The sequence below is a fragment of the Comamonas sp. Z1 genome (assembly GCF_008121555.1).
In the GTDB taxonomy this organism is placed as follows: domain Bacteria; phylum Pseudomonadota; class Gammaproteobacteria; order Burkholderiales; family Burkholderiaceae_C; genus Comamonas; species Comamonas thiooxydans.
Window position 1 is genome coordinate 235,058 of the sequence record NZ_VOQT01000007.1, and the last position, 14,931, is coordinate 249,988.

Sequence of the window (14,931 nt, forward strand, 5' to 3'; positions counted from 1 at the left end):
CACGGCCGCAGTTGAATCGGGTGACGCAGATTCGGCATCAAGCGCACAAAGCAAAAAGCCCTGCAGACTTTCATCTGCAGGGCTTGTGCCACAAGTTTGGAGGCGCGAACCAGAGTCGAACTGGTCTAACCGGATTTGCAATCCGGGGCATAACCGCTTTGCTATCGCGCCGCTATCACAAAAACCTGGAGCGGGAAAACGGGTTCGAACCGTCGACCTATACCTTGGCAAGGTATCGCTCTACCAACTGAGCTATTCCCGCATTCAAAAAGCCTTCGCTTTCTGATGCGAACCTGTATTGCTACAGGCTCTGAAAACCTGGAGCGGGAAAACGGGTTCGAACCGTCGACCTATACCTTGGCAAGGTATCGCTCTACCAACTGAGCTATTCCCGCATTCAAAAAGCCTTCGCCTTCTGATGAGAACCTGTATTGCTACAGGTTCTGAAAACCTGGAGCGGGAAAACGGGTTCGAACCGTCGACCTATACCTTGGCAAGGTATCGCTCTACCAACTGAGCTATTCCCGCATTCAAAAAGCTTTCACCTTTTGATGCGAACCTGTATTGCTACAGGTTCTGAAAACCTGGAGCGGGAAAACGGGCTCGAACCGTCGACCTATACCTTGGCAAGGTATCGCTCTACCAACTGAGCTATTCCCGCATATCTACCGAAGCCCAACATTGTACAACGTTGTTTGCTGCGATGGATGAATTGTAGCGCAGTTCTGAGCCCTCCCAGAAAAAACGCCACAATTTTCACAAAACAAGCATCAATGCTTGATGGCCGCCTCTACCGGCTTGGCATCGGTGGACGCCACGGCAGCTACAGCCTCCTCAGTCAAGGGATCCGGCACGCGCTCCAGCGCCACCTTGAGAACCTGATCGATCCATTTCACAGGAACGATTTCCAGACCGCTCTTCACATTATCGGGAATGTCCTGCAAATCCTTGGCATTCTCTTCAGGAATGAGCACGGTCTTGATGCCACCACGCAGAGCAGCCAGCAGCTTTTCCTTGAGGCCGCCGATCGCCGTGACTTCACCGCGCAAGGTGATTTCACCGGTCATGGCCACATCAGCTCGCACGGGAATGCCAGTGAGAGCCGAGACAAAAGCTGTCGTCATCGCAGCACCGGCGCTGGGGCCATCCTTGGGTGTAGCGCCGTCAGGCACGTGCACATGGATGTCCTTTTTCTCGAAGGCTTCATCCTTGATACCAAGCAAACGAGCGCGACTACGCACCACGGTGCGAGCAGCTTCGACCGACTCCTTCATCACATCGCCCAGAGAACCTGTGCGCGTAATGACGCCCTTGCCTGGCATGGTGGCGGCTTCGATGGTCAGCAGATCGCCGCCGACTTCAGTCCAGGCCAGACCCACAACCTGCCCCACCTGATTGGCATGCTCGGCACGGCCATAGCTGAACTTGCGCACGCCCAGATATTCATTGAGGTTGTCGGCATTCACCTCCACCTTGGGCTGAAGCTTGCCAAGTTGCAAGCCCTTGACCACCTTGCGGCAAATCTTGGACAGCTCGCGCTCAAGCGAACGCACGCCCGCTTCGCGGGTGTAGTAGCGCACGATGTCACGAATCGCGGCTTCGGTCACTTCCAGCTCGCCGTCCTTCACGCCGTTGTTGGTGATCTGCTTGGGCAGCAGATAGCGGATGGCAATATTGGTCTTTTCGTCTTCGGTATAGCCCGACAGACGAATCACCTCCATGCGATCCAGCAAGGCCGAGGGAATGTTCATGGAGTTGGAGGTCGCCACAAACATCACGTCGGACAGGTCGAAGTCGACCTCCACGTAGTGGTCACCAAACTTGTTGTTCTGCTCGGGGTCCAGCACTTCCAGCAGCGCGCTCGAAGGATCGCCACGGAAGTCCATGCCCAGCTTGTCGATTTCGTCCAGCAGGAACAGAGGATTACGCGTACCGACCTTCTCCAGGCTCTGCAGCACCTTGCCGGGCATGGCGCCAATATAGGTACGGCGGTGACCGCGAATTTCCGCCTCGTCTCGCATGCCGCCCAGCGCCATGCGCACGTACTTGCGTCCTGTGGCCTTGGCAATGGACTGCCCCAGCGAGGTCTTGCCCACGCCGGGAGGACCCACCAGGCACAGAATGGGCGCCTTGACCTTGTCCACACGCTGCTGCACGGCAAGATACTCAAGAATGCGGTCCTTGACCTTTTCCAGGCCGAAGTGATCTTCGTTCAGCACTTCCTCGGCATTCGCCAGATTGTGCTTGATCTTGGTCTTCTTGCTCCAGGGCAGTCCAGTCAGCACTTCGATGTAGTTGCGCACCACCGAAGCTTCAGCCGACATGGGCGACATCAGCTTGAGCTTCTTGAGCTCGGCCTCAGCCTTTTTGCGAGCATCGGCAGGCATCTTGGCGAGCTTGATCTTTTTCTCGATCTCCTCGATGTCGGCACCGTCTTCACCCTCGCCCAGCTCCTTCTGAATGGCCTTGACCTGCTCATTCAGATAGAAGTCGCGCTGGTTTTTCTCCATCTGGCGCTTGACGCGGCCACGGATGCGCTTGTCGACGTTGAGGATGTCAACTTCGCGCTCGAGTTGCTCGAACAGGTTTTCCAGACGCTCCTTGATGTCCACCAGATCCAGCACCGCCTGCTTGCTCTCGAGCTTGAGAGGCAGGTGCGCCGCAATGGTGTCCGTCAGGCGACCGGCATCGTCGATGCTGGCGATCGAAGTCAGGATTTCCTGAGGAATTTTCTTGTTGAGTTTGACGTACTGGTCAAACTGCTGGGTCACGGCACGGCGCAACGCTTCGATTTCGCTTTGCTCATGGGCATCGCCTTCGGGCTCCACGGGCGTCACAGATGCCGTGAAGTGAGACTCTTCGTCGGCAACCTGCTTGACCAGCGCGCGCTGCTGGCCTTCCACCAGCACCTTCACGGTGCCGTCGGGCAGCTTGAGCATCTGCAAGATGGTGGAGACACAGCCCACATCAAACATGTCTTCCGCTGCAGGCTCGTCCTTGGAGGCCGTCTTCTGCGCCACCAGCATGATGCGGCGGTCGCCTTCCATGGCCAGCTCCAGAGCCTTGATGCTCTTGGCACGCCCCACGAACAGCGGAATCACCATATGCGGAAACACCACCACATCGCGCAGCGGCAGCAGTGGCAGGTCCAGCTCGGTAGAAGGCAAAGGGGTTTGTCCAGACATAGGTATCCTCGGTTTCTCAGCGGTAGATGGTCCGCTTACCGGTGTATTTCAACCCCTGGGGGCAAATTGTTTTTGCCGCCTCAGGGGCATTGCCTTTCAGCCGCAGGCGACAAAACGAGCCCATTGGAGGGCCCGCCTTGCACGCAAGCACAGTATCAGGCCTTTTTGGCCGCTTCGCGGTAAACCAGCAGCGGCTCCTTGCCGTCTTCAATGGTGGCTTCTTCCACCACTACCTTTTCCACATTCTCGGCGGTCGGCAACTCGAACATGGTGCTGATCAGCGCCTGCTCGACGATGGAGCGCAGGCCACGGGCACCGGTCTTGCGAGCCAGGGCCTTGCGGGCGATCGCCTTCAGGGCCGCAGGGCGGATCTCCAACTCCACACCCTCCATGGCCAGCAGCTTGCTGTACTGCTTGACCAGCGCATTCTTGGGCTCGGTCAGGATCTGCACCAATGCCTCTTCGCTGAGTTCGGCCAGTGCCGTCACCACGGGCATACGACCCACCAGCTCCGGAATGATGCCGAACTTGATCAGATCTTCAGGCTCGATCTCGAGGAACATCTCCGAGATGGAGCGCTGCTTCTTGCTCTTGACGGTAGCGCCAAAGCCTATGCCTGAAGCCTCGGTGCGGTTCTCGATGACTTTTTCCAGTCCAGCGAACGCACCGCTGCAGATGAACAGGATATTGGTGGTGTCGATCTGCAGAAAATCCTGGTTCGGATGCTTGCGTCCACCCTGGGGAGGAATGCTGGCCATCGTGCCTTCGATCAGCTTGAGCAGAGCCTGCTGCACGCCCTCACCCGAGACGTCACGCGTGATGCTGGGGTTGTCCGACTTGCGGGAGATCTTGTCGATCTCGTCAATGTAGACAATACCGCGCTGAGCACGCTCGACATCGTACTCACAGCTTTGCAGCAGCTTCTGAATGATGTTCTCGACGTCCTCGCCCACATAGCCAGCCTCGGTCAGCGTGGTGGCATCGGCCATCACGAATGGCACATTGAGCTGACGCGCCAGCGTCTGGGCCAGCAAGGTCTTGCCCGAACCCGTGGGACCGATCAGCAAGATATTGCTCTTGCTGAGCTCCACATCGTCCTTGCCGGCCTTGTCCTTGTGGTTCAGGCGCTTGTAGTGGTTGTAGACCGCCACGGCCAGCGTGCGCTTGGCCTGCTCCTGACCGATCACATAGTTGTCGAGATTGGCCTTGATTTCGGCGGGCGTAGGCAGATCGCCGCGACCTTCCTTGGCGTCGGCGGCAGGCTGTTCGTCGCGAATGATCTCATTGCACAAGTCGATGCACTCGTCGCAGATGAACACGGACGGGCCGGCGATCAGCTTCTTGACCTCGTGCTGGCTTTTGCCGCAGAAGGTGCAATACAAATTCTTTTCGGTGGAAGAGCCTTTTTTATCGGCCATGGGGGCTGTGCCTCGTTACGAAAAAACGAAAATTAATGATAACCAAAGACAAGGCGGCGTAGGCCATCAGGGACAAACGCCGCCGAGCAAGCCCCGGGAGCCAGTCAGCAGCTCCCAGGTTTTTCATTGCCAGCACCCGCAATCCCAATCAGACATGAGACTCGGTGCTATGCATTTCAGGAACGCTTGCTGATTACCTGGTCGACCAGGCCGTATTCCTTAGCCTCATCGGCGGAAAGGAAATAGTCGCGCTCGGTGTCGTTCTGAATCTTTTCCAGGGGCTGACCGGTACGCTCGGCGAGTATTTTGTTCAGGCGCTCGCGGGTCTTGATGATTTCGCGGGCATGAATTTCGATTTCGGTCGCCTGACCACGTGCACCGCCCAGAGGCTGGTGAATCATGACCTGGGCATTGGGCAGTGCATAGCGCTTGCCCTTGGCTCCGGCCGACAGCAGGAAAGCGCCCATGCTCGCCGCCATGCCGGTGCACAGCGTCGAGACATCAGGCTTGATGAAGTTCATGGTGTCAAAAATCGCCATGCCTGCCGTCACGCTGCCGCCGGGGGAGTTGATATAGAAGGAAATGTCCTTGTCAGGATTTTCGCTTTCCAGGAACAACAACTGGGCTACCACCAGGTTGGCGGTCTGATCGTTAACCTCGCCCACCAGGAAAATCACGCGCTCCTTGAGCAGACGCGAATAAATGTCATAGGAGCGCTCACCGCGACCCGACTGTTCAATGACCATGGGCACCATGCCCAAACCCAATGTATCCAATGCGCTCATGTTTTCTCCAGTGCTATGCGCCTACTGTAGCCGCATTCTGAAAAGAAAATGGGGCTTGCGCGCAAAAGCACAAGCCCCGCAATTCAAGTTATCGGAACTCGCCTAGGGCAAGCACCGACAAAAGATCCAGCCCTTAGGCTTGACCCATCAGCTCGTCGAAGGAAACGGCCTTGTCGGTCACCTTGGCCTTGCCCAGAACGAACTCGGTCACGTTGTTTTCGATCACAACGGCTTCCACTTCAGCCAGACGATTGCGGTCGCCGAAGTACCAGCGCACCACGTCTTCGGGCTTCTCGTAGCTGGATGCCAGCTCTTCCACATGAGCCTTGATCTGTTCGGCAGTGGCTTGCAGGTTGTTGGTCTTGACCAGCTCGGCCACCACCAGGCCCAGACGCACGCGACGCTCGGCTTGGGGCAGGAAGATGTCTTCAGGGATTTCAGCCTTGGCTGCGTCCTTGATGCCGCGCTGTTCCAGTTCGGCGCGTGCGCCTTCCAGCAGGCGGCCCACTTCAGCTTGCACGGAAGCCTTGGGCAGATCCAGCTCGGCCACGGACACCAGGGCGTCCATCACGGCTTGCTTGTTGCGGCCTTGAACGCGGAACTTCACTTCGCGCTCCAGGTTCTTCTTGATGTCGTCGCGCAGGGCTTCAACAGAGCCGCCGTCCACACCCAGAGTCTTGACGAACTCTTCGTTCACTTCGGGCAGGTTGGGAGCTTCCACCTTCTTGACGGTCACCAGGAAGTCGGCGGTCTTGCCAGCCACATCGGCGCCGTGGTAGTCAGCAGGGAAGGCCAGAGGGAAAGTCTTGGACTCGCCAGCCTTCATGCCGCGGGTTGCGTCTTCGAATTCCTTGAGCATCTGGCCTTCGCCGACCAGGAACTGGAAGTCTTCAGCCTTGCCGCCGGAGAAAGTCTCGCCGTCAATCTTGCCTTCGAAGTCCACAGTCACGCGGTCGCCGTCCACGGCTGCTTCACCGGCAGCGCGCTCGGTGAAGGTGCGACGCTGCTTGCGCAGAATGTCCACGGTCTTGTCGATGGCTGCGTCGTCCACGCTGGTGGACAGCTTTTCCACTTCGGCTGCAGTCAGATCGCCGATCTTGACTTCAGGCATGACTTCAAACACGGCATCGAATTGTGCTTCGCCTTCGGGAGCGCCTTCCTTCTCGGTGATCTTGGGCTGACCGGCAACACGCAGATCGGCTTCGTTCACGGCAGCGGCAAAAGCCTCGCCCACCTTGTCGTTCAGCACTTCGTATTGCACGGAGTAGCCATAACGCTGAGCCACAACGCTCATGGGCACCTTGCCAGGACGGAAGCCGTCCATCTTCACGGTGCGTGCCACCTTCTTCAGGCGAGCATCAACTTCAGACTGGATCGCAGACAGGGGCACGCTCAGCGTGATCTTGCGCTCGAGCTTTTCAAGAGTTTCAACGTTAACGGCCATGATTTTTCCTAAGAGGGATGAGGACCGTGCAGATTGCCAAGCAACCCGCACCGTATTGCGCAAAGTCACAGTGCGCGCATACCCAACGACATGCGGCACCACAAATTTCCAGAGCCTGCCCCGGTCATTTGCCCCAGCGTCTGACGCCAGGCATTTGTTCAAATCAGGAACAGGCGAAGCCGACCATTATAACGAGGCGCCGCGCAGGCTCCGCCATCGCCCTACAGGGGTTTGCCTTAAAAGCTGACGCCGCGCCTGCAAAGCAAGGCAGGAAAAGAAAAAAACAGGCGAAGCCGACCATTATAACGAGGCGCCGCGCAGGCTCCGCCATCGCCCTACAGGGGTTTGCCTTAAAAGCTGACGCCGCGCCTGCAAAGCAAGGCAGGAAAAGAAAAAGCCCGTAACGGCTTGGGGTTACGGGCTTGGGCAGCAGAGAGTGCCTGTATCTGGTGCGCGGAGCCGGACTCGAACCGGCACGGTGTTGCCACCGTCAGGACCTAAACCTGGTGCGTCTACCACAGGCTAAACATCGCAAGAATTCTATCAGGGTAAACAACCCATACTATGTACATCTTGGACTTGAATACATAGCAGGATGCCTAAGAAGATTTTGGATAGGGATGTGGCAAGGTGCCACATCATCAACGACATGAGAGTCCTTGCCCTGAGACGCAACGAGTCCACGAACGAGGCTGCATATGAGCCTGCAAACGAGATGGGGGAAGGCATCTACCCCGACTATCCAATCCTCATCCAAGGCAATGGACTCCCTTGGACGCTTGGCAACATGTATCTTCTGAAAAGACTGGAGTTCAGCGCCAAGTACGAACCCAAGACTTGGCAGAACGTGGCAGGCGACCTGCTGCATTACCTGCGCTGGCTAGAGAAGCCGGGGTCCGAAACCTCTCCACTTCAGTTCAACGCGAAGCAGAAATTCAACAGGCCGACTTACAAGTATCGAGCGCACCTCATAGATTTGGTGAACCAAGGCTCCATCAAGCCAAACACTGCGTCTGGCCGAATGTCTTCAATCGTGGCGTTCTATCGCGGCTTAGTTGACTACGGCATCCTCTCCAATGAACTAATAGACCTTGCTTGGCAAGAGAGGGAGGTTCTGATCAGGGTTATTGGCTGGGATCTAAAGCCTAGGACCTACTCCATCACCAGCACGGACCTGGCCATCAAAAAGCCACCCAAAGCTCATGATGATGACTACATAAGTGACGGCGGAAAACTACGTCCTCTGTCACAAAGCGAGCAGGATATTCTTATCGAGCATCTGAAAACGTCCTCCGCCACATATCGACTCATGTTTGCCATGGCGATACTGACTGGCGCTCGCATGCAAACAATATGTACCCTCCGTGCCCAGAACTTGCATGACGCCATATTTGATGGTGCCAATAACCGCTATCTAGTGCACGTCGGAGGCCCAGGGCATCTGGTTGATACCAAGAACAGCAAGCCGCAAGTAGTCATCGTACCAGCGCAGCTTTGTGAACTTCTACTTAAGTACTGGGAGAGTCCTGAGTCCATTAGTAAGCGGTTAAGAAGCTACTACGGAGATACACCGACCAACTACCTTTTCATCAATAGTGATGGGCAGCCTTACATCACTTCAAAGAACGAAAAGATCGACAGGCGGGATAAAAGAATTAACTTGAGAGTCAGCATTGATGGAGGTACCTCTGCTGACGTCAAAACTCGCAATGGCCAAGCTATTTGGAGCTTCATTAATAGATCTCTGCTTCCACGGATTGCAAAAACACACCCAAATTTCAAGTCTTTTACCTTTCATGACTTAAGAGCAACATTCGGCATGAATCTCCTGGAAACGCTACTGAGGCGGGTCGACTTGCTCAACGAGGACTTGAAGAAGCGCGGCCAACGGGCGCGTTATGGTACCGAATGGGTTCTTGAACAAGTTCAAGAGCGAATGAGCCATGCCGACATCGGAACAACGATGAGATACCTTAATTTCAGGCGAACCCAAGAGTTTAAGTCCAACCTACAAATGAAGGTTGAAGATGAACTAATGAAATACGTTCCCAATGACGTTCTGAACTATGATTGATCTAGTTCCAAGAAAAATTAAACATATCATTGAAGATGAGTTCACTGATAAAAAACCAACCGAGTTGCACTTAAGCATCTTTCGCTTTAAAGATGGATCGACCGTAGACATTGGAGCCATATGCTATAAGCGAACAAAATACGAGCACAGAACTCCCGATAGCGTTCGATTAACAGACCTAAGCACTCTCGATAAAAGACGTCTTAGATTTACTGGTGAACTTATCGACCACCTGCGCCTAAAACCGGAAAACAAGTCATCAAGCAAAAACAAAACTGTACTTAGCATTCTTAAATTCATCAATTGGATTAACGAACAATCCTACGACACAGATTTTTCCGACGTACAAGATGTTAGACGCGCTTATGAAGGCTACACAAAGTGGCTATTTCATCGACTGAAGCTAAAAACCGGTACACCAGACAAGTTAACTAACAATTCTGCCTCTCAAGAACAGAAAATTGCAAGACTGGCTTGTTCATTAATGGCAAATGAACACATCAAAAAAATTGAATTTTGGGCAACTGCTATCCGCTACTCTGACAGAGAATTATTCTCACAAACCCTGACAAACAATCCAATATCCGATGAAGACAGACTCGAAACCTATTCAGCACTCTGCGACTTTATTCATCAAACTTGGTCTATTTGGATAAAAAAAGATATTGAATATATAGAAATTAGTAAACGCCAACTATTTTCTGCAAGCGATATATTCGACCAAAAATCCAAGAATGAGCTATACAACAGAGCAATTGTTTATGCTCTATTATCATTCATCGGTGCTTCAGGGGCCAATCTACAAGTAGCGATGAACGCTACCATAGAAAATTTTTCTTTCGGACAGACCAACAAAAATACTAGAATGTCTGGAATAAAATATAGAGCAGGAAACAAAGTTGTTCACCCAGAGTTTGCATCAAAATACTTAAACATTTGGATTAAATGGCTCGACATCCGCAATGCTTGGTTATCAAGCAATAACATCGATAGCAACCTCGCTTTTCCATATCTGGGGAATTCGGATTTAATTAAACCGGCCCCCAGCTATTTACTTGATACAACAAAACCCGCGGCCATTTTTTTAATGCACCACTACGAGTGCAAGTGGATTACTGCACGACAATGGAGAGGCTTCAAGTCGAAGTTGCTTGGAAAAGCATCCAACAACGATATATTTATATCTGCAGAAATGCAAGGGCATTCTGTAAAAACGGCGATATCGCATTATACAAACGTAAGCCTAATAGATGCCGCAGCCGAGATAAGTTTCGCACTACAAGCTGTTTATGACTCAGCAATAGCCAGAACCAGAAGCAAATCCTTTATTCCTGTTTCCATCATCGACCACGAAGACCGAGAACTTGAAACATCAATTGGCTCTTGTCAAAGTGATAGTCAACTATCACCGTCAATCGCGAATGGATTCACGAAATTTGCCCCCCAGCCAAATTGCAGCATCAAAGAAACCTGTCTATTCTGCGAAAAATATGCAGTACATGCGGATGAAGAAGACATTAGAAAACTACTGAGTTTCACCTTCGTAGTGAACGAACTATCTCAAACAAAACCACATACCGACTGGTCAACCGACTGGGCTCCTTATCTACACAGAGTAGAGGAAATCCTTGAGCAACTGAAGACCTTCAACACCAATTTGGTGAATGAAATTCTCACTATCTCCGAGGAAATAGAACATGGGGGACTTGATGACTTTTGGACGGACTATTACCAAGCAATCTTAGAATTAGGAGTAATAAACTAATGAGTTTCTATCAAGTTCATATTGATAAATATATCGAGTCCGATCGCAGAATGCCTCCACCAACTGAGGCACTCAATATTACTGAAAATACTATAATTTCCTACAACAAACACGGCAATATTGCATCCATATTTTCTGATAACACTTGGGATTTTTCAGCAATAGCAAGTGATAAAAACCAGTACACATTTGACGCAAGTAGATTCCCAGAGTCTATTGTAAATGAGATCAAGATATTATCGTACGCGCGAATATATTGGTCCCCAACCTCTCGTTCTTTGAGTAGTATTAGGCCATCCCCACTATTCACCATTGCAGAGTGGGCAATGGCAAATAATCGCAGTATCCAAGAGACCTTGAACGATAAAAAACTCATTAATTGGCTTGCAGCGAGCCTATCTTCACTTGAACGACGCGAAGCCGACAACATCGCTGCGGTTGTAAATGAACTCACTAAAATACGAGCAGGTCACGGCTGCTTAGTCATCGCACCTGACAACTTTGAACTAGCTGGAGTTCTAAAAAGTGTTGCCAACTCAATTCCTAAAGAGAGGGTAAAACAAACGGCCCTAATTCCAACAAGAATTTACGCTGGAATCATCAATTCTATTGAAAAATATTTGCAAGAATTTACATTTAATTTTGATGAAATTAAAGGATTCTACAAGTACACCGTTAATGGACTCGAAAATGGAGGAGAACAGCATTCATCTGCATCTGGCTTTAAGCACTGGTACAAGAGGGAAGGGAACTATCAAGCCATCGTCAGCGGCTTCGACCTCACAAGCTTGAGCGAAAAGTACCAACTCACAGACAAGAAAAGATGGAATCTTTACATCCGAAATGTACAGCATGCAGCCAAAATTTGGATACACCTATTCACAGGCATGCGCGATCAAGAGGTCAACACACTGAATAGGGACTGCTTAACTCCTCTTAATGTTAAAGGCTCAACTGCAAAAATCATTAGAGGCTATACGTCGAAAACAATTGGATCTGGCGCAACCAGCACATACTGGATAACCAGCAACATAATTGACATAGGAATTGAAGTCGCCCGTTCAATTGGAGAGATTGCAGCCATACAGAATAATTGGGAGCTGCACTCAACTGATTACCCACTTTTCCCGACTATTTTCCCACTTGGTAAAACCCACCTCGCAAAGTCATTTCATGCCAATGCACCATTTTCCGATGGGCTCAGCGGAGATAGATTGATGGATTGGTGCTCACTCTTTCCAGAAATAATCGTCACAGAGGAAGATTTAGCAGAACTTTATACATTCGATGGCTTTAGAAACTGGCAATCCGAGATTCAGCTAGGAAAGCCTTGGCCACTAACAACGCACCAATGTCGTAGATCTCTTGCAGTTTACCTTGCGTCCTCCGGCTTGGTATCGATTGGCTCTTTGCAGTTGCAGTTCAAGCATTTAGTAACAGCCATGACTAGCTATTATAGAAGAAATTCAATTTTTGCCAAGAATTTCATACTTAATGACACTGAAAATGACTCTCATAAAGGGCAAATTCTTTTCATGGAGTCACTAGAAACTGAGCAAAGACTCTCGCAATTTTTCTCGTACCAGGAAAAGGTGGTAAAACAGCAGTCCAAACTCTGGGGTGGTGAAGGAACACGGATCCGTCAAGCGCACAAGGCCGGTAGAACAATTACCATATTAAAAGACCGTGAGCTACTAAAAAAAGCATTCATCAAAGGAGAAGTTAGTTATCGCCCAGGACCAATGGGCGGCTGTACCAAAGTTGACCCCTGCGACAAGTCGAGCGTTACACAACTTGGTTCACAATGTCTTGGTTGCGCCGAATTCATCGGCGATAAAGATAGTATTCCCAAAGCAGAGAAAGCACTTCGCTTACTCTATAAGACTAGAGATAGATATCCTTCAAATAGTTTGCACTACAAACAAACCCAGAAGGATATAGATATTTTTGAATCAAGGCTAAATATTGGGCGTGAGGCAATAAAATGACAGAAAGAACTAAAACGGAGCAGGATTATTACGCTGCACTACAGCGACTAATCGACAATAAAGCCACCGTATCCATTAATGCCGTGGCCATTGAGGCGGGAAAGAAGCCTGGCTCAGTAAGAATGGCTCGTTTTCCCGATCTGGTAACAGAAATCAATCGAGTGATTGATATTCAATCCAAGAAGTTGATCTCCCATAAGGCGCCCAAGTTCGAGGCAAGAATTAAGTCTAGGGATCACGAACTACAGGAGCTCAAACGTAGCTACGATATTGCTCTGCAGAAGGTTGTCTCCCTTGAGCGGCAGGTGTTTGACTTACAGAAGGAGCTCGCCGAATACAGACCAGCTAGGGCAACTGTTCACCAGTTGCTTAAACCTGTTCGTTAGCGCGCATCTACTTCGTGTTTGTATGAGAGCAAGTGCACGGTATGCCTCACTTTGCAAACCTTCTACCTTCGTCGAATCACAGGCGTGTTTACCATGCCACCGAGCCATAGGTGCGGGTGCTCGGGCGGTATGGGAAGAAAGTTCAGTTTGGCTCAGGGCAGAACTTGCAGCTGACCGAGTGGAGTTGAAGTTGACCTGGTGCCGCGGACGGTTTGCAGTTTGATTTTCAAACCATCTGGGGGCCCGTCAGCATGCCGTGGGTCATGGTAGCGATGATTGAAGCGCGTCTGCTCGCTCCTTTCAAATTTTTGGGGGCAGAGGTTGTAGCCCAACCTCCGGTTATACCAACCCTCTATCAAGGTGATGACGGCCATGCAGGCCTGTCTCTCTGCCTACAGGTAGCAAAGCTCTGATCTCGCACACATGTGGTCTACTGCATATTCCGGTTGAACTAACCGCCTGTGCCGGCTGTGGCTAACCGGACTGCTGCTCGTGACCGACTGAGTTCGGCCACAGGCGGTCCTTGATGGCATACCTCAGGTGAGGTGGGCAGGCAAAGCGCATTCACTCGTGTTGGATAGGCTCTAGCGTCTGCACAGAGCAACATTGGACATCCGGAGGTCTAAAGCTCAAATGACCATTTTCTGGCAGAAACCAGATCATGATAAACAGTGCCACCGTCTTGTGTCTTTGCCAAACTTGAGGGAAACACTGCCTTTGCCCGGTAGCGACGAATTTCCGGCAAGGCCGATTCGCTATATTCCAGCCATTCAAACAAACAGCATAAGCTATGCCATTCAAGACTGCAGAGCACTTCAAGACAATCCTCACAGGGCTTTCGGTGTTGAGATACCTCTTGAAATCGAGCGGATCTCGAGGAACGACCGACGCATACAAGAACTCGGAGCGCTTTTTCGAATCCATCTTGAATCAAACGTATTCTTGGAATCTGGTGAACGCGAACGCGCTACGTTCGAACTACCCTGCTATCGACTTAGCAGATGACCAATCGCGAATCTGTGTCCAAGTCACCGGTGAAAACTCCTCCGGCAAAATCAAGAAGACGATCAATACGTTCTTCCGTCACAACCTGAACGCGAAATATGATCGGCTCGTATTTCTGATACTCACGGGCAAGAAAGCGTACACCGCCGACTTTGATGTCCCTGCGGGGTTCGACTTTGATGGCGGCAGGGACATCCTCGACGTGGACGATCTTTTGCGTGACATGGAGCTTAGGCCAGCCAATGTCATTGAGGCGATCTCCGACCATGTGCAACACGAGCTCTCGTCTGTGATGCAATTTTTCGCCCCGGAAAACAGTCTTCTGGCGGGGGCGGAAATTCGCGCACAAAAGCCACCAGTTAATGCTCGCAAGCTTCTCGACTTCCTGGAGGCTGATGATGGAGATGCTCCCAGGGTGTTCAGGGATCTATCCGAAGGCTATGAGCGATTGACCTCGCTGAGCGAGCGGCTCCGTAGTTACATCTACATCACTCTTGCAAATGGAGAAACGACCAGTAGCTTCCTTCGGAGTTTTGTCCAGATCTCGCCCGTCAATCTGGAAGGGATTCTGCGGGTGAGCCGTCAAACGCACACCGAGATGTACCAGGCGGTCGCGCAGAGGGCTTTCGCTGACGTGCCCGAAGTTGAAGGCGGCGAGGTTCCCATGCTGTGTCTGACTTGGCCGCTGGGAAGATACGACGACGCGTTCGCATCATTCAAGAGCATGTTCAGCGACCAAGAACTGCGCGCACTTAGAGCGGCTAACACCACCGATCCACGAAGCGTGCACAGATGATCGCAGCGGCCAGTTTCAGCAACGCTTCGTGGATGTCCAGTCGCCTTTCAAAGCGAATGCGCAGCTTGCCAAAGCCTGCAAACCA

General features: G+C 51.6%; 9 protein-coding genes, 5 tRNA genes and 1 pseudogene. 5 read left to right on the forward strand and 10 right to left on the reverse strand.

The window, feature by feature from the left end:
• Positions 1-97: 97 nt before the first annotated feature.
• From FSY45_RS15070 to tig, 9 genes are all read right to left on the reverse strand, one after another.
• Positions 98-171 (reverse strand) — tRNA-Cys (locus FSY45_RS15070).
• A 15-nt stretch (positions 172-186) separates the two neighbouring features.
• Positions 187-262 (reverse strand) — tRNA-Gly (locus tag FSY45_RS15075).
• Positions 263-319: 57 nt separating this feature from the next.
• Positions 320-395, reverse strand: a tRNA-Gly gene (locus FSY45_RS15080).
• Positions 396-452: 57 nt separating this feature from the next.
• Positions 453-528, reverse strand: a tRNA-Gly gene (locus tag FSY45_RS15085).
• 57 nt (positions 529-585) lie between these two features.
• Positions 586-661, reverse strand: a tRNA-Gly gene (locus FSY45_RS15090).
• A 109-nt stretch (positions 662-770) separates the two neighbouring features.
• Positions 771-3,185, reverse strand: coding sequence for an endopeptidase La (gene lon / locus FSY45_RS15095; RefSeq protein ID WP_034360129.1), 2,415 nt, complete (start codon positions 3,183-3,185; stop codon positions 771-773).
• 155 nt (positions 3,186-3,340) lie between these two features.
• Positions 3,341-4,603 carry an ATP-dependent Clp protease ATP-binding subunit ClpX gene (gene clpX / locus FSY45_RS15100; protein ID WP_003057503.1) on the reverse strand — a complete coding sequence of 421 codons (1,263 nt, stop codon included), beginning with the start codon at positions 4,601-4,603 and terminating at the stop codon, positions 3,341-3,343.
• A 176-nt stretch (positions 4,604-4,779) separates the two neighbouring features.
• On the reverse strand, positions 4,780-5,388 hold the full coding sequence (gene clpP / locus FSY45_RS15105) for an ATP-dependent Clp endopeptidase proteolytic subunit ClpP (RefSeq protein WP_003068910.1): 609 nt from the start codon (positions 5,386-5,388) through the stop codon (positions 4,780-4,782).
• Between the two features lie 133 nt (positions 5,389-5,521).
• Positions 5,522-6,832: a trigger factor gene (gene tig / locus FSY45_RS15110; protein WP_003068908.1), complete on the reverse strand. Its 1,311-nt coding sequence runs from the start codon at positions 6,830-6,832 to the stop codon at positions 5,522-5,524.
• Between the two features lie 595 nt (positions 6,833-7,427).
• On the opposite strand from tig, the gene FSY45_RS15115 reads away from it, so the two are divergent.
• The 5 genes from FSY45_RS15115 (at position 7,428) to FSY45_RS15135 (ending at position 14,846) form a co-directional block, all read left to right on the forward strand.
• Positions 7,428-8,906: a site-specific integrase gene (locus FSY45_RS15115; RefSeq protein ID WP_034360125.1), complete on the forward strand. Its 1,479-nt coding sequence runs from the start codon at positions 7,428-7,430 to the stop codon at positions 8,904-8,906.
• Positions 8,899-10,671: a hypothetical protein gene (locus FSY45_RS15120; RefSeq protein ID WP_131324763.1), complete on the forward strand. Its 1,773-nt coding sequence runs from the start codon at positions 8,899-8,901 to the stop codon at positions 10,669-10,671. Before FSY45_RS15115 ends, FSY45_RS15120 begins: the two co-directional genes overlap by 8 nt.
• Positions 10,671-12,659 carry a hypothetical protein gene (locus FSY45_RS15125; RefSeq protein WP_131324761.1) on the forward strand — a complete coding sequence of 663 codons (1,989 nt, stop codon included), beginning with the start codon at positions 10,671-10,673 and terminating at the stop codon, positions 12,657-12,659. Before FSY45_RS15120 ends, FSY45_RS15125 begins: the two co-directional genes overlap by 1 nt.
• Positions 12,656-13,045, forward strand: a complete 390-nt coding sequence (locus tag FSY45_RS15130; RefSeq protein WP_034360123.1) for a hypothetical protein — start codon at positions 12,656-12,658, stop codon at positions 13,043-13,045. Before FSY45_RS15125 ends, FSY45_RS15130 begins: the two co-directional genes overlap by 4 nt.
• A gap of 790 nt (positions 13,046-13,835) precedes the next feature.
• Positions 13,836-14,846 carry an SMEK domain-containing protein gene (locus FSY45_RS15135; RefSeq protein ID WP_052057721.1) on the forward strand — a complete coding sequence of 337 codons (1,011 nt, stop codon included), beginning with the start codon at positions 13,836-13,838 and terminating at the stop codon, positions 14,844-14,846.
• Here the strand turns inward: FSY45_RS15135 and FSY45_RS15140 are convergent.
• Positions 14,812-14,931 (reverse strand): annotated as a pseudogene (locus FSY45_RS15140) (IS5/IS1182 family transposase); the annotation flags it as partial. The gene FSY45_RS15135 and the pseudogene FSY45_RS15140 sit on opposite strands and share 35 nt — an antisense overlap.

What these genes read in the sequence shown, in the direction of transcription:
- tig (WP_003068908.1), bottom strand. Translation starts at nt 6,832, where the DNA reads ATGGCCGTTAACGTTGAAACTCTTGAAAAGCTCGAGCGCAAGATCACG.
- FSY45_RS15135 (WP_052057721.1), top strand. Translation starts at nt 13,836, where the DNA reads ATGCCATTCAAGACTGCAGAGCACTTCAAGACAATCCTCACAGGGCTT.
- FSY45_RS15125 (WP_131324761.1), top strand. Translation starts at nt 10,671, where the DNA reads ATGAGTTTCTATCAAGTTCATATTGATAAATATATCGAGTCCGATCGC.
- FSY45_RS15130 (WP_034360123.1), top strand. Translation starts at nt 12,656, where the DNA reads ATGACAGAAAGAACTAAAACGGAGCAGGATTATTACGCTGCACTACAG.
- FSY45_RS15115 (WP_034360125.1), top strand. Translation starts at nt 7,428, where the DNA reads ATGCCTAAGAAGATTTTGGATAGGGATGTGGCAAGGTGCCACATCATC.
- clpP (WP_003068910.1), bottom strand. Translation starts at nt 5,388, where the DNA reads ATGAGCGCATTGGATACATTGGGTTTGGGCATGGTGCCCATGGTCATT.
- clpX (WP_003057503.1), bottom strand. Translation starts at nt 4,603, where the DNA reads ATGGCCGATAAAAAAGGCTCTTCCACCGAAAAGAATTTGTATTGCACC.
- FSY45_RS15120 (WP_131324763.1), top strand. Translation starts at nt 8,899, where the DNA reads ATGATTGATCTAGTTCCAAGAAAAATTAAACATATCATTGAAGATGAG.
- lon (WP_034360129.1), bottom strand. Translation starts at nt 3,185, where the DNA reads ATGTCTGGACAAACCCCTTTGCCTTCTACCGAGCTGGACCTGCCACTG.